We start from the raw sequence: 20,330 nt of genomic DNA on the forward strand, positions 1-20,330 counted from the left end.
TAAGCTTATGTACACCCTTTTCCTCCCGAGCAATCGGGAGGGAGAAACTTTCTAATACACTTTTTATATTCTTTATCTCAGTATGTTAAGATATTTGCTCGACGCAAGAGCAGTCAAAAGACGAAAGTCACAAGTCCAAAAGGTAACTTTAGACTTTAAGACCTTCGACTTTAGACTAACAACCTTAAGGTGGTTATTGCGGCGGGGCTCACCTCTTCCCATCCCGAACAGAGTAGTTAAGCCCGCCTGCGCAGATGGTACTGCAGTTATGTGGGAGAGTATGTCGTCGCCTTTCTTTGAAAAGCCTATCTGCAAAGATAGGCTTTTTTTGTTTTATAGTGATAGTATTTTTAAGCTAATATTACCAACCCCTCTTTAATTGCACGTTCAAAAAATAGATTTTTATGTGTACTATGTATTAGGTAATATTGATCATGGTATATTAAAAGCAATTAAAAATGCAAATACATTATATGATGAAATTGTTTATATGTGATTGAATTTCAATATATTATTTTTTTTATTGAATTGAAATATTCGAAATAAGTGATTTTAACGTTAATTAGATTTAATAACTAGCAAAGATTTAATCAATATTCTAAAAGTATTGGTTTCTTACTTTTCTTGGTCTAGTAAATTTTCATTAAAAAAATAGATCAAAAAAAAGCAGCAAAATATTTTGCTGCTTTTTCAATTTTATACTAAAAATACTAATCTGCAAAAATGGATTCTGATGTCAGTACGTTCAATTCTATCATGCATTGCTTCATCATTTGAAACGTTCTTTCAATATTATTATCTAAACCTATTGAAAATCGAATTAAGCCATCAGTCAATCCCATTTCTATTTGTTCTTCCATTGGAATTTCGCTTGAAGTTGATGTTCCCGGTGCGCTAAATAAAGTTTTATAAAATCCTAGACTCACAGCAAGGTAACCTAAGTTTTTTTCTTGCATTAATTCCATCAAGGCATTTGCTTTTTCTAAAGTACCTACATCAAGCGTCATCATACCACCAAATCCATACTCATGATTAATCATAGAAGAATACAATTCATGACTAGGGTGACTTTTTAAACCAGGATAAACCGTTTTTAAACCTTCTTTTTCAAAACGTTCGGCTAGATACATTGCGTTATAGCTATGTAGTTTCATTCTAATATGCAGTGTTCTTAGGTTTTTCATTACGCTTGCAGATCGCAAACTATCCATTGTAGGTCCTAATAACATACTAGCTCCACTATTTACATTTTTTAAGCTATTGATAAATTCTTGCGATGCACACGTTACACCTCCCACAGTATCACTACTGCCATTAATGTATTTTGTTAAACTGTGAATCACAATATCAGCGCCTAATTTTGCAGGAGAAACAGATAATGGTGAAAAGGTGTTGTCAACCACGAGTGTCAAGTTGTGCTTTTTTGCAAGTATAGAAAGCCCTTTAATATCAGCAACTTCTAGCAATGGGTTACTCACTGTTTCACAATATAGCACTTTAGTATCTGAAGTAATGGCAGCTTCTACAACATCTAGTTTTGTAATATCAACAAAGGTAGTTTTGATACCTAATCTTGGAGTAAAATTCTTCAAGAAAGCATACGTACCACCATAAATTGTTCTGCTCGAAACAATGTGATCACCAGTTCCGCACAACTGCAAAAGAGTAGGTGTAATGGCACCCATTCCAGATGCCGAAACATTTGCCGACTCTGTTCCTTCCATAGCTGCTAAGGCTTTGTCTAAGTATAAATTACTTGGTGAGGAATGACGAGAATACAAGTAGCAACCTTCCATATTTCCTTCAAACGTTTCGAACATGGTTTTTGCAGAAAGGAAAGTATAGGTTGAGGAATCAGAAATTGATGGATTTACACCTCCAAATTCTCCAAAATACTGTAAATCTTGGATGTTATCTGCGGGATTGAAATTTTTCATAAGTTTTTTTTTTTGAAGCTATTCCTGCTATTCGCTATATCTTTTATTCGCTGAGGCGCATAAAAGGATGCCGCTTCTATCAGGGCTAGGGGATTACGGTTCTAAGATTAATTCTATTTCAAATTAACAGTGTTCTAGATTAATAATCAATATTACTCGTTAATTTTAGATTTTTAAACTATAAAAAGCATTAAATGTTGTTAAATTTTCTAATTTAGCATCAAAAATAGTATTTGTATAGATTTTTTTTCATTTATAAATTTCAAGAATATGATTTTAGACGCTATTGATAAGAAACTCTTGTATTTATTACAATCAGACAGTAAAAAAACAACCAAGGAGCTTTCCTTAAAGTTAAATTTATCAGTAACTGCAGTCTATGAGCGGATTAAAAAACTAGAAAGAGAGGGAGTCATTGCTAAGTATGTAGTATTGATTAATCGGTCCCAGGTCGAAAAAAGTTTTGTGGTTTTTTGTCATTTAAAGTTAATACAACATACCAAAGAATTTATTGCAAAGTTTGAAAGTGAAGTAGTCCAACTAAAGGAAGTTATTGAATGCCATCATGTAAGCGGAGATTATGATTATATTTTAAAAATAGTGGTAAAAGATATGGAAGCCTATAGAGAATTTTTGGTTACAAAACTTACTACACTACAACACATTGGTAGTACTCACAGTACCTTCATGATAAGTGAAGTTAAAAATACCACTGTTATAGATGTATAATAAGTTTTTCTGGATTTCATTTTTTTTTAAGTCCATAAATTAATCCCAAAAAACCTGCTTAATTCAAGCTGAAACAAAACTAATTTCTTAATTTTGTCAAACTTTTATATAAACTTCACAAAATAAATATACTATGAGTTCATTTGACGTAGTCATTATAGGTTCTGGTCCAGGCGGATATGTATCTGCTATTCGTTGTGCGCAATTGGGATTTAAGACAGCAATTATTGAAAAATATTCCACTCTTGGAGGAACATGCCTAAATGTAGGCTGTATTCCTTCAAAAGCATTGCTTGCTTCTTCTCATCATTACAGTGAAATTGCACATTTTGCAGATCATGGTATTGAACTTTCTGGTGAAGTAAAAGTCAATCTTGAAAAAATGATTGCACGCAAACAAGCGGTTGTGGATCAAACTTCAGGTGGAGTTAAATTTTTAATGGATAAAAATAAAATCACAGTTTTTGAAGGTTTAGGTTCTTTTGTTGATGCTACACATGTTGCTGTTGAAAAAGCAGATGGAACTTCTGAAACTATCGAAGCAAAAAATATTATCATAGCAACGGGTTCTAAGCCTTCTTCTTTACCTTTTATCAAAATTGATAAAGAAAGAATTATAACTTCTACTGAGGCACTAAAACTTAAAGAAGTGCCAAAACACCTTGTAATCATTGGTGGTGGAGTAATAGGTATAGAATTAGGTCAAGTTTATTTAAGATTGGGAGCGCAAGTTTCTGTAGTTGAATATTTAGATCGAATTATTCCAGGAATGGATGCATCTTTGTCTAAAGAATTGACAAAAGTATTAAAGAAACAAGGTATGAAATTCTACGTTTCTCACAAAGTGAAATCAGTAGAGAGAAATGGTGAAGGAGTTGTTGTTCAAGCCGAAAATGCTAAGGGAGAAACAATAACATTAGAAGGAGATTATTCATTAGTTTCAGTAGGTCGTCGTCCGTATACCGATGGATTGAATGCAGATAAAGCAGGTGTTAAAATATCTGAAAGAGGAATGGTTGAAGTAAACGATCATTTGCAAACAAATATTCCTAATATCTATGCAATAGGGGATGTAGTTCGTGGTGCAATGTTAGCGCACAAAGCTGAAGAAGAAGGTACAATGGTAGCTGAAATTCTAGCAGGACAAAAACCACACATCAATTATAATTTGATTCCAGGTGTTGTATACACTTGGCCAGAAGTTGCTGCTGTAGGTCAAACTGAAGAGCAGTTGAAAGCTGCTGGAGTTGATTTTAAATCAGGTAGTTTCCCATTCAAAGCTTTAGGTCGCGCACGTGCAGGTGGTGATTTAGATGGTTTTGTGAAAATTCTAGCTGACGCAAAAACAGATGAAGTACTTGGAGTTCACATGATAGGTGCTCGTTGTGCTGATTTAATTGCCGAAGCAGTTACTGCTATGGAATTTAGAGCGTCTGCTGAAGATATTTCAAGAATGTCTCATGCACATCCAACTTTTGCAGAAGCGATAAAAGAAGCAGCTCTAGCTGCTACTGATAATAGAGCATTACACGTATAAGCAGACTATATTTTAACAAAAACCCGTTCAATTTAATTTTGAACGGGTTTTTTATTTAATTGACTTTGCGAAAGTATTTTTTGTATGCGAAATAGCCTATTATGCCAATTAAAATTACGGACCATAATTGAATGATTACCGCAATTATTCCTTCAATAAGATACCAGCCATTTTCGAGTCCATCAATTATTTTCGAACCAAAACCTTGACGAAATTCCTTTTCATTAGCAATCATCTCTTTTTTGATGGTTTCACGTTGGTAAATTTGTAACGTTAAAGTGCTAAAATTTACTTGGTCAGCTAATAAGATATTTTCTAGTTTGCTGTTATCTTTTTGTTCGCTTTTTTGATTTAGGTCGTTTTCTGCCTGCACCACTTCATTTAGTTTTTTGCCTTTGCTATCAATCGCTTTTACAAGTCGCTTTTCTTGATTGGCGTCTCTTTTTTCTTTTAATTGATTTGAAAGTAGTTGTAATGAAACATCGTCGGCCTTAATTATACGATACTCCAGAAAATCAATTTGTTTCGCAATGGTTTTGATTACCGTATCCATTTTGGTATTGGGAACCCGAATAGAGATATTATTCTCAACAGTGTATTTCGTGATTTCTAAAGTGCTGTCTTGGCTCATTTTAACCTCTTTTTTTTCAGAAATTGTACTTTGTAAATTGGTGTAAGTTACAAAACCTCCAAATTTGCTGGTGGCGTTTTCAATAATGTAAGTTGAGTTGGGAACATTTTTTACCTTAAATTTAATATCGGCAGTTCGTACAAATTTTCTATCACTATTTTTTGGTTGTACTGCTGCAGCTGAAGAAACTGTATTACTACTATCTATTGAAGAAGTTGTTGTTTCAGAAGCAGTTTCATCTAAAGAATCCGCTTTTTTGCAAGAAATAGCTAAAATGATTAGCAGTAAAGGGAATAGGACATGGTGTTTTTTAAGCATAATTTTTTGTTTTACAGGTTAATAATTTATTTGTTAATAGGTGTTTTCTTGTTTGCTGGCTTTTTAGATTTTAAGTAAAATGCTACAATTCAAATTTCATGCCATCAAAATAAACTTTGTGTAAATGGGTAAGGAATTACGTTTAAAAGCTTTTTATATTCTTGCTTTTAGAATAAGTCATGATTACCTATTTAACATAAAAATGTTGTAATTTTGAGCTATAAAAAACATTTTAATTCCTTGAGAACATCTATTGAGAAAATTGTAAACGACCCGGAGCGCTTCAAGGAGCAACTTTTAACTTGGTCACAAGAGCACAGAGAAATTATTTTTTTAGATAGTAATTCGTATCCGCAGCAGTACTCATCTTTTGATTGTGTACTTGCAGTTGATGCTTTTACATCTTTAAAAACAGATTATTACAATGCATTTGATGATTTAAAACAGTATCAAGAAAGCACTAAGGATTGGTTGTTTGGTTACTTATCTTATGATTTGAAAAATGACGTTGAGAATGTTTTATCAAAAAACAATGACTTTTTAGATTTTCCAGATTTGTTTTTTTTTCAACCCAAAAAAGTATTTGTACTTAAAGGAAACAAACTTGAAATTCAATATTTGAATTTTTGTGATGATGAAATTGACTATGATTATGCAACTATTTTGTCTACAGAAGGTCCTATCAATACAATTGTTGAAACAGTTCATGTGCAACAACGGATTTCAAGAGAAAATTATTTGAAGAAAGTGATTAAAGTAAAAGATCACATTCACCGAGGAGATATTTATGAAGCTAATTTTTGTATGGAATTTTTTTCAGAAAACACAGTAATTGATCCATTGCAAAAGTTTTTAAAATTAAATTCCATCTCAAAAGCGCCTTTTGCTGTTTATTTTAAGAATCATAAGCATTATATACTTTCGGCATCACCGGAACGGTATTTAAAAAAAGAAGGAGAATTAATAGTTTCTCAGCCCATAAAAGGTACATCAAAACGTTTTTTGGATCCAACTGAAGATGAAGAATCGAAAAATAAATTAGCATTAGACCCAAAGGAACGTGCAGAAAATATAATGATTACTGATTTGGTGCGAAATGATTTGGCACGTACAGCACAAAAAGGCAGTGTTAAAGTAACTGAGCTGTGTAAGATTTATTCTTTTTTACAAGTACATCAAATGATTACTACTATTACCTCTAAACTTGATTCTCAATATGCTGTAATAGATGTCTTAAAATCAACTTTCCCAATGGGAAGTATGACAGGGGCACCAAAAATTTCTGTCATGAATATCATTGACGAACTTGAAGAAACTAAAAGAGGCGTTTACAGTGGAGCAGTTGGATATTTTACTCCTAACGGTGATTTTGATTTTAATGTAGTTATCCGAAGTATTTTGTACAACAGTGCTTCAAAATACGTTTCTTTTTCTGTGGGAAGTGCCATTACTTCTTTATCGGTTCCAGAAAAAGAGTATGAAGAATGTTTGCTAAAGGCTCATGCTATGCTTGAGGTTTTGCGTTAGTTAAGTTAAATAAAATGATACAACAAGTAGAGAAACATATTCAGCAAAACCTATCTTTTTTACAAGGTAATAAGGTGCTTTTGGCAACCAGTGGTGGCATAGATAGCATGGTTATGGTTCATTTGTTTCAGCAAATGGGTTTTAACATGGCTATTGCTCATTGTAATTTTCAGCTTCGAGGTTTAGAAAGTTTTGAGGATCAAAATTTTGTTCAAGAGTATGCATCAAATAACAATATTCCTTTCTTTTTTACCCAATTCGACACCAAGGCATTTGCCGAAGATTATAAAATATCCACACAAGTTGCCGCCAGAGAGTTGCGTTACAGCTGGTTTTACGAAATTTTAGAGCAAGAACAGTACGATTACATTCTTACGGCACACCATGCTGATGATGCTCTTGAAACTTTTATTATCAATTTAAGTCGAGGAACTGGAATTGAGGGTTTGACCGGAATTCCTCAGCAAAATGAGCGTGTAGTAAGACCACTTTTGGCATTTAGCCAAGATGAAATTACACGTTATGCCCAAGAGAACAATATCAAATGGAGAGAAGACAGCAGCAATGCCACAGATAAATACCTTCGAAACAAAATCCGGCATCAGATTGTACCTTTGTTAAAAGATATTAACTCTAATTTTTTATCATCATTTCTTAAAACGCAAACCTATCTTCAGGAAGCTAATGTTATGATGGAGGATGCCGCGATTATGATTTATCAGCAGGTTGCAAAGCAAGAGGATGAAATTATACATCTTGATATTAAAAAATTAAAACAATTACCCAATTATAAATCCTATTTGTACCAGTGGCTCAAAGAATTTGAGTTTACATCTTGGGATGATATTTATGCACTTGTTGAAAGTCAATCAGGCAAGTTTGTTCTCTCTCCTCAATACCGATTATTAAAAGATAGAGATTCTTTAATCCTTAGTCCGATAAATTTCGTAGATGAAAGAGAAGAGTTTAAAATTGATAGCGATTTACACGAAATTGTATCTCCTTTTCATTTGAGTTTTCAGTCGGTTGAAAAATTGACAGCTGTAAATGAAAATATAATTTTTGTAGATGCAGATAAGTTAAAATATCCATTAGTATTACGCCGATGGAGAGAAGGAGATGTTTTTCAGCCTCTTGGTATGGAAGGAAAGTCTAAAAAAGTGAGTAAAATTTTTAAAGACGAGAAAATATCACTCCTAGACAAAGAAAATAGTTGGATTTTGTGTTCCAATGCAGCTATTGTCTGGATCCTCTCAATAAGACAAGACGAACGATTTAAAATAGACCAACAAACTAAAAATATTCTAAAAATAGAACGACGCTCATGAAAAAAATAATCCTTTTACTTATAGCATTTTTGGCTTTTGCCAATGGTAATGCTCAAATTTTAGATCCAGCAAAATGGACTACTAAAATTGAAAAAAAGTCAGATACCAGATATCTCTTGATTTTTAATGCTGTTATTGATAACGAGTGGCATTTATATTCTCAATTCACTCCAGATGGCGGACCGCTTCCTCTTGAAATTATTTTTAAAAACCAAAAAGGAAATTTTAAACTTATTGGCAAAGCCAAAGAAAGCAAAACAAGAACTGCCTTCAATGATATATTTGAGGTAAACGAAACTTTTTTTGAGAAAAAAGCTCAAATTCAGCAAGAAATTGAACTTACAAATACTAAGCTTACTGAGGTTAAAGTAGATTTTAATTATCAGGTTTGTAAAGATGTTTGCATCAATGTTGAAAAGAATTTTACTGTAAAAATTCCGCAAAGTACTGCTGCAGCTACAACAGTGGATCCTATGCAAAGTGTTACCACTGCAGATTCCACGCTATCAAAAGAGGTTGTTGATACTGAGAAAACAGAGATTAAAGCTGATAAAACCGCTAAAATAACAGCTCCTATAGCTGAAAAGCCAGAGGAAAAAAGAGGATTATTGTCTATCTTTTTTATTGCATTTTTATCTGGGTTTGCAGCATTATTAACACCATGCGTTTTCCCAATGATCCCTATGACGGTTAGTTTTTTTACCAAACAAAGTAAAACTAAAGCAAAGGGAATTCGAAATGCTATTATTTATGGTATTGCAATCATTTTTATATATGTTGTTTTAGGATTTTTGGTAACGGCAATATTTGGAGCTGATGCCCTAAATGCTTTATCTACAAATGTATGGTTCAATATCATTTTCTTTATTTTATTAGTTGTTTTTGCATCTTCTTTCTTGGGCGCATTCGAAATCATGTTGCCAAATTCTTGGGCGAATAAAGTAGACAATCAAGCAGATAGAGGTGGTATTATTGGTATTTTATTCATGGCATTGGCTCTAGCCATAGTTTCATTTTCATGTACGGGGCCTATTGTAGGAACTTTATTAGTAGAGGCAGCATCAAAAGGTGGTATTGCACCTATTGTAGGAATGTTTGGTTTTTCATTAGCGCTTGCATTACCATTTATGTTGTTTGCTATGTTCCCAGGTTGGTTGAACTCATTACCTAAATCAGGTGGGTGGTTGAATACGGTTAAGGTTGTTTTAGGTTTCTTAGAATTGGCATTGGCCTTTAAGTTTTTATCTAATGCTGACTTGGTATTACAGCTACATTATTTAGAAAGAGAAGTGTTTTTAGCTATTTGGATTGCGATCTTTGGAACATTAGCTTTATATCTTTTTGGAAAAATTACACTCCCACACGATAGTCCATTAAATCATATTTCTGTAGGAAGATTGTCTTTAGGATTAGTAGTTTTGGCTTTTACAGTGTATCTAATTCCAGGAATTTGGGGTGCACCATTGAAATTAATTTCAGGTTTTCCACCGCCTATGACCTACAGCGAAAGTCCTTATGGAGTAGGAAATTCAAAAGGAGGCTCAGCAACAACAGCTCAAATTTTACCAGATGGAGCTCATTTAGGGCCACATGATTTAATAGCTTTTGAAGATTATGACAAGGGGGTAGCTTACGCAAAATCAGTTAATAAGCCTATTTTATTAGATTTTACAGGTTATGCGTGTGTAAATTGTAGAAAAATGGAAGATTATGTTTGGTCTGATCCAATGATTTTAAAAATATTACAAAACGAGGTTGTGCTTATTTCATTGTATGTTGATGATAAAAGGGAACTGCCAAAAGAAGAGCAATACGTATCTAAAGAAACTGGAAAAGAGGTGGTAAGCGTAGGTAATAAATGGAGTGATTTTCAAATTACCAAGTTTAAAGCAAATGCACAGCCATACTACATTGTTATAGACACTGACGGAAATATGTTATCAGATAAACCAGAAAGTTACAACTCAAATATCAATGCCTACAAGGATTGGTTGAAAGACGGAATTGATTCATTTAAAAAGGCCGAATAGGCCTTTTTTTTTGTTCAAAAATATTTCATAAAGTATTTTTTTTGATGGACATATATTATTTTTATTTCCACATATTTTTTATCTTTAAACCCTATTAAATTTAAAAAACTCATGAAAAAACTACTAAGTATTGCATTATTGATATTTGGTTTCTTATTATCCTCGGCTCAGGATTCTAAACCAAATTATGTAGCAGAAAATTACACTAAAAAAGAAGTGCATATCAAGATGCGCGATGGAGCTGAGCTATTTACCTCAATTTATGCTCCAAAGGATACTTCAAAAAAGTATCCAATTATTATGCAAAGAACACCTTATAACTCGGGACCTTATGGGGCTGATAAAATGAAAAGGTCGATTTCACCTAGTGATACGATGATGAAAGAAGGATATATTGTAGTTTACCAAGATGTTCGTGGTAGATTTATGAGTGATGGTTTGTATGATAACATGCGTGGCTATGTACCTAACAAAAAATCAAAGACAGATATTGATGAAGCATCTGATACGTATGATACAATAGATTGGTTGGTAAAAAATGTACCTAATAATAACGGAAACGTAGGGACATGGGGGATATCTTATCCAGGTTTTTATGCAACGTATTCTTTGTTAAGCAATCACCCCGCTTTAAAAGCAGTTTCGCCACAAGCGTGTATAGCTGATTTCTTTTTTGATGATTTTCATCATAATGGGGCTTATCTTTTAAGTTACTGGAAAGTAACGCCTTTATTTGGACCACAAAAAAAGGCACGTACCACAGAGCCATGGTATACTTTTACCAATACAGGAACCAATGATGATTATCAATTTTTTCTTGATGCTGGACCACTTTCAAATTTAGATAAGTATTACGGAGCCGACAATGAATTTTGGAAACAGTTAAAAGATCATTCTAGTTATGACGATTTTTGGCAAAAAAGAGGTATTCTACAGCATTTAAACAATATTAAACCTGCTGTCATGACAGTAGGAGGTTGGTTTGATGCAGAAGACTTATATGGTCCTTTAAATACATACAGTACGATTGAAAAGAGCAGTAAAAATTACAATACAATCGTAATGGGGCCATGGAGTCACGGAGATTGGGCTCGTAATTCTGCTAAACAGGTTATTGGTAATATTAATTTTGGCGATAGCATATCAGGTTTTTACCAAAAAAATATTGAAGCTAATTTTTTCCGTCATTTCCTAAAAAATAATGGAAAAGGTGAAAACACGCTTCCAGAAGCTTATGTTTTTGATTCTGGTAAAAAAGAATGGAAAACGTATGATGCTTGGCCTCCAAAGAATACCGAAAAGAAAGCTTTTTTCATGCAAGACAACAAGTTGTCACAAATGGCAAAAAAGAATTTTGCCTTTGAAGAATTTATTAGCGACCCAAAGAAACCGGTTCCTTATTCTGAAGATGTAAAACAACAAGGTCTTACACCTAGAAAATACATGACAGATGACCAGCGTTTTGCAGCAAGACGTCCTGATGTTCTTGTTTTTGAAACCGAAATTTTAACAGACGATACAACTCTTGCTGGCGATATTTTAGCGCAATTACAAGTGGCTACAACAGGTACAGATGCGGACTGGGTTGTAAAAGTTATTGATGTTTTTTCTAATGAGGAGCCAGAGACTAAAGAGGTAGCTCCTCATTTAAAAATGAGCAATTATCATATGATGGTAAGAAGCGAAGTAATGAGAGGACGTTTTAGAAATAGTTTTAGTAAACCAGAACCGTTTGTGGCAAATGAAAAAACAGCAGTAAATGTTAAGTTGCAAGATGTATTTCATACCTTTAAGAAAGGGCATAAAATTCAAGTACAAGTTCAAAGCACTTGGTTTCCATTGATAGATCTAAATCCTCAAACTTTTGTTGAAAACATTTTTTATGCAAAACCAGAAGATTTTCAAAAACAAACTCATAAAGTGTATAATGATTCTAAAATAGAATTTACTATTCTTAAATAAAGAGTTGTTAAGATTTATATCTTTTATGAATCAATCCCTTTCAAAAAAAAACACCTAAAAAAGTTACTACTTTTTGAGGTGTTTTTTTTTGAAAATAAATTACTAAATAATTATCGATAACTTATCCTAGTAAATAATGTTTGATTATAAAAATTCACCATGTTGAGAAATGTCAAGTCCTAATTCTTCTTTTTCCTCGCTTACACGTAAAGGTGTTATTTTGTTAACAATAAAAAATAAAACATACGATGCAGTAAAAGCAAAAATTGAAACCACAACTAAAGCTTTTAATTGGTTTAAAAACAAAGTGGTTTCTCCAAAAATTAAACCTTGATTATCTCCCACAATTGAGTTAATTGATTTTGAAGCAAATACGCCAGTAAGAAGCATACCTACCATACCGCCCACACCGTGACAAGCAAAAACATCTAATGCATCATCAATTTTTCCTTTATGAAATGCTCTCACTACAAGATTACTGATGATACTAGCAATTGCACCTATAAACATAGCGTGTGGAATACTCACAAAACCAGCAGCTGGTGTAATAGCCACTAAGCCTACAACTACGCCAATACAAGCTCCCATTGCTGATAATTTATGTCCTAGTATTTTGTCAAGAAAAACCCAAGCCATTCCAGCAGCAGCAGCAGCAACTGTTGTAGTTCCTAATGCTTGTACAGCAAGTCCATTTGAGCCTAATGCTGATCCTGCATTAAAACCAAACCAACCAAACCACAACAAACCAGTACCTAATAAAACATATGTAATTCTTGCTGGATTTACTTTTTGAACTTTTCTTTTACCAAGGAAAATTGCTCCTGCAAGTGCTGCCCATCCTGCACTCATATGTACTACTGTTCCGCCTGCAAAATCAAGCACTCCCATTTTGAAAAACAAACCATCAGGATGCCAAGTCATGTGCGCAAGCGGAGTATAAATAAATAATATAAACAAAACCATAAAAAGTAAATAAGCCCAAAAACGGATACGCTCTGCAAATGCTCCAGTTATCAAGGCAGGTGTAATGATGGCAAACTTAGCTTGGAATAAGGCAAATAGCATAAACGGAATGGTAGGAGCAAGACTCCATGCGGTGTTAGTCCCTACGCCTTGAAAAAATAAGTTAGGAATTGGATTTCCAATAATACCACCAATTGTAGGGCCAAATGAAAGTCCGAAAGCAATTATAACCCATAAAACAGTAACAATTATCATAGCCATAAAACTTTGTAACATTGTACTAATTACATTTTTTTTTCCAACCATACCGCCATAGAAAAAACCTAACCCAGGAGTCATGATAAGTACTAGAGCTGTCGCAACAATAATCCATGCGGTATCGCCAGTATCAAATTTTACAGCTTCGGTTGGAGCTGGTGCGTCGATTAAGAAATAATTTGAAAAAAGGGTAAATAACAAGATTGCAATTAATAGCACACTCAAAACAATTTTTCTCATAGTTTTTTGATTTAAATTTCAATAAAAGTATAAAAATGTTATTTATACCCCATTAAAAATAACAGTATGAGTTGAACTTTTGAATATATATTAAAATGACCCCTATTTTTTTAAGGGTTAATTATAATTTAATCTTAAAATTTACAATTTAACAAGCCCAATTTGAACTTTTTAAAAATTTTGTTATCAATCTTGATTATTTACATGAATTTATGGCATAAAAAAAGACACTAAATTGAAAATATCAATCAGTGCCTTTTAAATGTGTTGTGCAAACTATTATTTCAACGTGTGTCTACTTAAAATTTGATACACTTCATTAATGTTGTTACCGCCTTTTCCAAATTGTTTGCTAATGGGGGCATCATCATTATTAAGCCAAATTTTTAATTCAGCATCCATATCTAATAATCCTGCACTTTCTTTGGAGAATTTTTTGATACTAGAGTAGGGAATGGTTAAATAATCAACTTTAGTTCCTACTAATTGCTTTTCAATCAAGATCAATCTCTTATTGGTGAAAATAAACATATCTCGAATGAGTTTGTATGCTTTTTCAATTACCTCACCTTCAATCAAGATTGGTTCAAATTCTGTAGCAATATTTTGAATATTTACCTCAGACGCATTTCCTAGAATAGCATTAAATAATCCCATAATAATTTATTTTTGGTTGTATTTTGTTTTGTAACGATCGTTTAATTTAGTTTGATGTGTTTCTAAGCTGATCATTCTACCTTGTATGAAAGCATTTGTAAGCTTGTTTGTTCTCATATCTAGAGCATCACCATCAGATAAAAATAAGGTTGCATCTTTTCCTTCTTCAAGAGTACCGCATTGTGCATCAATACCTAATATTTTAGCTGTATTTGATGTTATAAGTTGTAAAGCTTGTTCTTTATCTAAGCCATAAGCAGCACAAGTTCCAGCTAAAAACGGTAGGTTTCTTGTATTCATTCTTTCATGTGACCCACTGTTTTCAAGTCCTACAAGTACTCCTTTGTCAGTTAGTAGTTTTGCATTTTTATAAGGTAAATCAATATCATGATCGTCATTTTCTGGCATTTCATGAACTCTTTTTAATAAAACACCAATGTTGTTTTCTCGTAATAAATCGGCAGTTTTATAAGCTTCGTATCCACCAACAATAACCATTTTTTTGATTCCGCTTTGTTTAGCAAACTGTACTGCGTCTATAATTTGTTTTTCTTCATTAGCATGGATAAATAAAGTTTGAGTGCCATCAAAAAGACCTTTTGTAGATTCTAAAACAATGTTTCTTTCTTTTGAATTTTCGCCTAAATAGGCTTTGGCGTTAGCAAGATAAGATCGTAGTTCTTGAACTTCTTTTGCATATTCTTTGTTAGCTTCAATATTTCCTGGTTCAGCCCACCAGCCGCTTCTTCTAAAAGTGGATGGAAAGTTAACGTGTATTCCATCATTTTCTTTAACCAATGCATCTTTCCAGTGCCATGCATCCAGTTGAACAATTGATGAAGTTCCTGATATTACTCCGCCTCTTGGGGTAATTTGTGCCATTAAAATTCCGTTTGGTCTTACTGTTTCAATTACTTTTGAATCAGCTGTATAGGCAATGATACTTCTTACGTGAGGTTTCATAGCACCTATTTCATCTTCGTCATCAGATGACTTAACTGCGTCAATTTCAACAAGACCTAAAGTAGAATTTGGAGCAATAAATCCAGGGTAAACATGTTTTCCAGCAGAATTTATGGTAACATCATAAGCACCAGCCGCAAGACGTATCACGGTAGCATCTGCAATGAGTGTGATTTTTCCGTTTTCAAAACCTAAAGCACTGTTTTCAATCACTTTTCCATTTCCTAAATGCGCAGTTGCATTCATGATCAAAACAGATTTGGATTGTTTATTTGCGGGTGTTTGTTGCGCTTGAGCTAGTATTGGCAAACCGAGTGCCAAAACTAAGAGGTATATTTTTGTATAATTCATTTTATATTTTTTTTAAGTTACTTGACTAAGCTTAAAGTATGAAATTGAGAAAGTGTTACTCCTCAAGAGTATCGCACTCATATTCTTTTCTTTCTTTCTTTTTAGGCTCTTGTGTGATCATTCCTTTGTTTTTTTCTTGTAACAATTGACCAATCAGTTCACTTCTTTCTTTTGTGATTTCTACTCTTTTTTCAAGATCTTTTTTTGCATCAAAGTAAACAACTCCTTCAATTAAAGTTTGCTCTGCTTTTGCATAAATAGATAATGGATTGTCACTCCATAATACAATATCAGCATCTTTACCTGTTTTTATACTACCCACTTTATCATCAATGTGCAATAATTTTGCTGGATTCAATGTTACAAATTTCCACGCATCCTCTTCAGATATATTTCCGTATTTCACTGCCTTAGCTGCTTCTTGATTTAATCTTCTTGACATTTCAGCATCATCAGAGTTGTAGGCAACTACAAGTCCGGCATTGTGCATAATAGGACCATTAAAAGGAATGGCATCATTTACTTCAAATTTGTAAGCCCACCAATCAGAGAAAGTAGAAGCTCCCACACCGTGCTCTTTCATTTTATCAGCAACTTTGTAGCCTTCTAAGATGTGAGTGTATGTATTTACCCTAAAGTTGAATTTTTCGGCAACATTCATTAACATTAATATTTCTGATTGTACATAAGAGTGACAAGAAATAAAGCGTTCTTTATTTAATATTTCAGCAAGAGTCTGTAGTTCTATGTCTACTCTAGGAGCTTTTCCTTTTTTATTACTTGCGTTAAATGCTTTCCAGCTCAAATCATATTCTTTGGCTCTTTGAAAATAATCAATAAAAACTTGTTCAACACCCATTCTTGTTTGTGGAAAACGAGTAGGATTTGTATTTCCCCAGTTTGATTGTTTTACGTTTTCTCCTAGTGCAAATTTTATAAATCCTGGTTGGTTTTTGTATAACATTTCATCAGCTGCAGCTCCCCATTTCCATTTTACAATGGCAGATCTACCACCAATAGGGTTTGCTGAACCGTGTAATAATTGCGATGTTGTTACACCACCAGCTAGTTCTCTGTATATATTTACATCTTCAGAGTTTACTACGTCTTGAATAGTTACTTCGGCACTAGAGTTGTGTCCGCCTTCATTCACTCCATTAGAAATCGCAATGTGAGAGTGCTCATCTATAATACCGCTTGTAAGGTGTTTTCCTTTGGCATCAATTACAGTAGCAGAGGCATCCGAAATGTTTTTACCCACTGCTGCAATTTTTCCGTTTTTCACCAAAACATCTGTTTCTGTCAGGATTCCTTCTTTTTCGTTAGTCCAAACTGTTGCATTTTTATACAAGATAGTTTGCGCAGCAGGTTTACTAAGATTTCCAAATGCTGTATTTGGGAATGTTCTAGGAATTACAAAATTGTTTTTTTCAACTTTAGTAGAATCGATGATTTTTACAAATGGAGCTGTTTTTACTGCAGACCATTTTACTTCTTTTCCGTCAAATAAAACTGCTTTTCCAGAAAGGGTTTGGGTATCGTCAATAAACCCAATCAATCTTGTAAAACTAGTTTTGGTTGAATCCAAAGGTTTGATCACGGTAGATAACCAATTGTTGCTCATAGAAAGTTTTGAATTTACTTTTTTGGCATCAACAGTTGTAATTTCTGATTTTGGTGCGCTTACTTCACCATTAATTTTCCATTTGAATTTTTCATTGTTGATGGTAAGGTCGTAATTTCCTCTAATATCTTTGATGGTTAAATCATTTATTACGAACTTGTTACCTTGAACCCAGTTTTCGTATAAAATTGTTTTTTCATCAAATATTGCTCCAGATGCAATTACGAAATTAGCTAAACTTCCGTTTTTTAACGATCCAACTTCATTGCTTTTTCCTAAAATAGCTGCAGGAATTGTAGTCAGTGCTTCTAGAGCTTTGGTACTGTCAAAACCAAATTTTATAGCTTTTAAAAGATTCGTTCTAAAATCTTCAATTTTCTTTAATTTATCAGTAGTTAATGCAAATACCACTCCATTGTCTGATAAAACTTTTAAGTTTGTAGGAGCTTGATTCCAAAAACGCAAGTCTTTTAACTCCATTTGATTAGCCTGGTTTGGATCCGAAACATCATACGCTTCTGGGAAGTTTATGGGAATTATAAATTTAGAATTGGTGTTTTTTATTTCTTCAATTCTCTCAAATTCGTTTCCGTTTCCTTTTAAAACGTAATTTAATCCAAATTCTTTAGCGATTTTGGCGGCACGCAAACTGTTTAGTTTGTCTTCAGATGCAAATATTTGAACTAATTTTTCATTATTTGCAAGTGCCTCAAGCGAAAGATCTTTAGTAGCAGAGTTCCCCTTTTTATACCAGTCTAAATCATGATACATTTGTCTTAATAACGCCATCATTCCCATTAAGGACCCAGGATAAGATTGATTTGTGGTAACGCTCCTTGTAAAAGCAAAGTGATTGGTTAACTTGTCTGCCAGCAATTGGTTTTGCTTTTCAAAATTATTCAATGCTATTAAAGTTCCTGTTCCTCTTGCAATTCCGTTAGGAACGTGTGTTCCTACTACTCCAAAACCAGCTTTTAGCAATTCTTCTGCTTTGGCTTGGTCGTATTTAAAGTTTTCATATGCATTAGCCTCGGCTAATATGCTCTCATTCCAGTAATAGCCTATTCTTTTAGTGTCGTATGTAGGCATACGTGGACCAGCAACACTTTTTGGTTTTTCAATTCCAAAACTCGTGTAAATGTCTATGAAGGATGGGTAAATAGATTTTCCTTCAAGGTCTATTGTAGTACAGTTTTTTGGAATAACAACTGAGGCTCCCGCACTTACTACTTTTCCGTTTTGAATCAGTAACGTACCTTTTTCAATAATTTGTGTAGGAGTTACATAAATTTTAGCATTTGTAAATGCGGTAAAATTACTGCTCTTGTTTTGTATACTTTCGTTGTTAGGAAAGTATTCCTGCGCATACGTTTTAGATAGCACCACGCTAAATAAAAGTAGAAATAGAATTTTTTTCATAGTTTAGTTTCTAATTAGTTCTTAAAAGTAAAAAATTGTACAAAGAGTGCAGGCTGTTTACATGAATTTAACATTTGTTTTTTATTATAGTTATTTACTTTGCTTTTAAAGTTTTAAAAAATTTTTATTTTAAGAGCTTATTTAAACATTTATATTTTTTTACATTGTTTGTCATTGTGTTAAAATATAAGGAAAGTTTTTACTAATTTTAATTTAAAATAATGATATATGTTAGTAAAGGTTTTTGGGAGTGCTGTTTTTGGCGTTGAAGCGACAACAATAACAGTTGAAGTTAATATGGATAAGGGTATAGGCTACCATCTTGTAGGTTTACCAGATAATGCCATAAAAGAGAGTAGTTATCGTATTGCTGCTGCGCTCAAAAACAATACCTATGCTATGCCCGGAAAAAAAATCACCATTAACATGGCGCCTGCAGATTTACGTAAGGAAGGTTCTGCCTATGATTTGACATTGGCTATTGGTATTTTAGTGGCTTCAGGCCAAATCAAAGCAGATGCTCTTGAACAATATATTATAATGGGTGAATTGTCTCTTGATGGAAGTTTGCAACCTATAAGGGGAGCCTTGCCAATAGCAATTAAAGCTAAAGAAGAGGGCTTTAAAGGTTTTTTTCTGCCTAAACAAAACGTAAAAGAGGCAGCCATTGTAGCTGGACTTGAAGTCTATGGTGTTGAGAACGTTCAAGAAGTGATTGATTTCCTTGAAGGTAAAGGAACTCTAGAACCTACCACGATTGATACCCGTGCTGAGTTTTATAAAACACTTGATTTTCCGGAGTTTGATTTTTCGGATGTAAAAGGACAAGAAAGTATAAAACGTTGTATGGAAATTGCTGCTGCTGGAGGACACAACATTATTTTAATAGGTCCGCCTGGTGCAGGAAAAACAATGCTTGCCAAAAGATTACCAAGTATTTTGCCTCCCATGACGTTGCGCGAAGCACTTGAAACTACAAAAATTCATAGTGTTGCTGGTAAACTTAAAGAAGTGGGTTTGATGAATCAAAGGCCTTTTAGGAGTCCGCATCACACTATTTCTAATGTTGCCTTAGTAGGTGGGGGAAGTTATCCGCAGCCTGGAGAAATTTCTATGGCGCACAACGGAGTTCTATTTCTGGATGAGCTACCAGAATTTAAAAGAGATGTACTTGAAGTCATGCGTCAACCACTTGAAGATCGAGAAGTTACTATTTCTAGAGCTAAGTTTACGGTAACGTACCCTTCATCGTTCATGCTTGTTGCTAGTATGAACCCTAGTCCGAGTGGTTTTTTTAATGATCCAGATGCTCCACAAACTTCTTCACCACATGAAATGCATCGGTATTTGAGTAAAATATCTGGGCCATTGCTAGACAGAATAGACATTCATATTGAAGTAACTCCTGTTCCTTTTGATAAACTTTCAGATGATCAAAAAGCTGAGAGTAGTGTTGCTATTAGAGAGCGCGTGACTGCAGCTAGAGAAATACAAGCTGCACGTTTTGATCACATGGACCACATTCATTACAATGCCCAAATGAATACTAAACAAATCAGGGAGTATTGTGCTCTTGATGAGGTGTCAAAACAATTATTAAAAACTGCTATGGAACGATTGAATTTATCTGCAAGGGCTTACGACCGAATTTTAAAGGTAGCGCGAACCATTGCTGACCTTGAAGCAGCTCCAGCAGTACAGTCAAACCATATTGCCGAAGCCATTCAATACCGAAGCCTTGACCGAGATGGTTGGCTGGGATAATTTTTTTGATGTTTTTTTTAATTATGGTCTACTCTAAAAAACATAAATGATAGTCTTACTTTTTACAAGACATTAATTCATGATATATCGAA

General features: G+C 33.7%; 13 protein-coding genes and 1 rRNA gene. 8 read left to right on the plus strand and 6 right to left on the minus strand.

Going from position 1 to position 20,330, the window contains the following annotated elements; translation table 11 throughout:
• The first annotated feature begins 185 nt into the window (after positions 1-185).
• Positions 186-295, plus strand: a 5S ribosomal RNA gene (gene rrf / locus IQ05_RS12880).
• A 415-nt stretch (positions 296-710) separates the two neighbouring features.
• Here the strand turns inward: rrf and IQ05_RS12885 are convergent.
• Complete coding sequence (locus IQ05_RS12885; RefSeq protein WP_144893594.1) at positions 711-1,937, minus strand: aminotransferase class I/II-fold pyridoxal phosphate-dependent enzyme; 1,227 nt, start codon at positions 1,935-1,937, stop codon at positions 711-713.
• A 270-nt stretch (positions 1,938-2,207) separates the two neighbouring features.
• Between IQ05_RS12885 and IQ05_RS12890 the strand changes: the two genes are divergently transcribed.
• Positions 2,208-2,666 carry an Lrp/AsnC family transcriptional regulator gene (locus IQ05_RS12890; RefSeq protein ID WP_144893596.1) on the plus strand — a complete coding sequence of 153 codons (459 nt, stop codon included), beginning with the start codon at positions 2,208-2,210 and terminating at the stop codon, positions 2,664-2,666.
• 133 nt (positions 2,667-2,799) lie between these two features.
• Entirely contained in the window at positions 2,800-4,203 is a 1,404-nt protein-coding gene (lpdA, locus tag IQ05_RS12895; protein ID WP_144893598.1) for a dihydrolipoyl dehydrogenase, read from the plus strand.
• Between the two features lie 55 nt (positions 4,204-4,258).
• Here lpdA and IQ05_RS12900 read toward each other — a convergent pair whose 3' ends face one another.
• Positions 4,259-5,152 carry a DUF4349 domain-containing protein gene (locus tag IQ05_RS12900; RefSeq protein ID WP_144893600.1) on the minus strand — a complete coding sequence of 298 codons (894 nt, stop codon included), beginning with the start codon at positions 5,150-5,152 and terminating at the stop codon, positions 4,259-4,261.
• Between the two features lie 240 nt (positions 5,153-5,392).
• On the opposite strand from IQ05_RS12900, the gene IQ05_RS12905 reads away from it, so the two are divergent.
• From IQ05_RS12905 to IQ05_RS12920, 4 genes are all read left to right on the plus strand, one after another.
• On the plus strand, positions 5,393-6,679 hold the full coding sequence (locus tag IQ05_RS12905; RefSeq protein WP_144893851.1) for an anthranilate synthase component I family protein: 1,287 nt from the start codon (positions 5,393-5,395) through the stop codon (positions 6,677-6,679).
• A gap of 14 nt (positions 6,680-6,693) precedes the next feature.
• Entirely contained in the window at positions 6,694-8,007 is a 1,314-nt protein-coding gene (gene tilS, locus IQ05_RS12910) for a tRNA lysidine(34) synthetase TilS (RefSeq protein ID WP_144893602.1), read from the plus strand.
• Positions 8,004-10,037: a protein-disulfide reductase DsbD family protein gene (locus IQ05_RS12915; RefSeq protein WP_144893605.1), complete on the plus strand. Its 2,034-nt coding sequence runs from the start codon at positions 8,004-8,006 to the stop codon at positions 10,035-10,037. The genes tilS and IQ05_RS12915 overlap by 4 nt, the downstream gene beginning before the upstream one ends.
• Before the next feature lie 111 nt (positions 10,038-10,148).
• Positions 10,149-11,999 (plus strand): CocE/NonD family hydrolase, encoded by a 1,851-nt coding sequence (locus tag IQ05_RS12920; protein ID WP_144893607.1) that lies wholly within the window; start codon positions 10,149-10,151, stop codon positions 11,997-11,999.
• Between the two features lie 144 nt (positions 12,000-12,143).
• Here IQ05_RS12920 and IQ05_RS12925 read toward each other — a convergent pair whose 3' ends face one another.
• The 4 genes from IQ05_RS12925 to IQ05_RS12940 form a co-directional block, all read right to left on the minus strand.
• On the minus strand, positions 12,144-13,460 hold the full coding sequence (locus IQ05_RS12925; protein ID WP_144893609.1) for an ammonium transporter: 1,317 nt from the start codon (positions 13,458-13,460) through the stop codon (positions 12,144-12,146).
• A 279-nt stretch (positions 13,461-13,739) separates the two neighbouring features.
• A complete protein-coding gene (locus IQ05_RS12930) occupies positions 13,740-14,117 on the minus strand; it encodes a PH domain-containing protein (protein WP_086455037.1) in 378 nt (125 codons plus the stop codon).
• Between the two features lie 6 nt (positions 14,118-14,123).
• Positions 14,124-15,431, minus strand: coding sequence for an amidohydrolase family protein (locus IQ05_RS12935; RefSeq protein ID WP_144893612.1), 1,308 nt, complete (start codon positions 15,429-15,431; stop codon positions 14,124-14,126).
• Between the two features lie 55 nt (positions 15,432-15,486).
• Positions 15,487-18,474 carry an amidohydrolase family protein gene (locus IQ05_RS12940; protein WP_144893614.1) on the minus strand — a complete coding sequence of 996 codons (2,988 nt, stop codon included), beginning with the start codon at positions 18,472-18,474 and terminating at the stop codon, positions 15,487-15,489.
• Positions 18,475-18,702: 228 nt separating this feature from the next.
• On the opposite strand from IQ05_RS12940, the gene IQ05_RS12945 reads away from it, so the two are divergent.
• On the plus strand, positions 18,703-20,238 hold the full coding sequence (locus IQ05_RS12945) for a YifB family Mg chelatase-like AAA ATPase (protein ID WP_144893616.1): 1,536 nt from the start codon (positions 18,703-18,705) through the stop codon (positions 20,236-20,238).
• Positions 20,239-20,330 lie beyond the last annotated feature (92 nt).

Origin of the sequence: Flavobacterium tiangeerense (assembly GCF_007830355.1) — a bacterium.
GTDB lineage: Bacteria > Bacteroidota > Bacteroidia > Flavobacteriales > Flavobacteriaceae > Flavobacterium > Flavobacterium tiangeerense.